Source organism: Flavobacterium chungangensis (assembly GCF_042654045.1).
Taxonomy (GTDB): Bacteria; Bacteroidota; Bacteroidia; order Flavobacteriales; family Flavobacteriaceae; genus Flavobacterium; species Flavobacterium chungangensis.
Genome location: NZ_JBHSFY010000060.1, coordinates 1 through 503, shown reverse-complemented (window position 1 = coordinate 503; position 503 = coordinate 1). Strand labels below are relative to the sequence as shown.

At 63.4% G+C, this 503-nt stretch carries 1 protein-coding gene; it reads left to right on the top strand.

What is annotated here, in order from left to right; translation table 11 throughout:
* Positions 1–140 precede the first annotated feature (140 nt).
* The coding region (locus tag ACFO3N_RS25065) for a family 43 glycosylhydrolase (RefSeq protein WP_379801536.1) at positions 141–503 on the top strand (363 nt) is incomplete at its 3' end.

Genomic DNA, 503 nt, shown 5'->3' with positions numbered 1-503 from the left:
CTGAGCTTGTCTAAGCTAGTCCGGAGCGACGGATATAGGCAGGCAGTCGAAGGGACTTCTTCCCGCTGAAGACATAACCCGCTCCGGCGGCTTCAGCGTGAACGGCTTTAGGAGGCGCCCTTGCGAAACAACAGCGAGAGATTGTTCGCCGGCATTTCGATGAGCCGATCGAAGCGCATCCCTTCCGCGTCGGCGACGCCTACTACTACTCCGCGTCGACGATGCACTACTCGCCGGGCGCCCCGATCCTGCGCTCGTACGACCTCGTCAACTGGGAGTACGCCGGCCACTCGGTCCCGCGCCTCGACTTCGACGACAGCGGGTACGACCTCAACGGCGGCCGCAAGTACGTCAAGGGCATCTGGGCGTCGGCGTTGACCTACCGCCCGAGCAACAGCACCTATTACTGGCTGGGCTGCACGGAGTTCAACCGCACGTACGTCTACACGGCGCCCGCGGTCGACGCGACGTGGACCAAGAAGGCCCGCATCAACGGCTGCTAC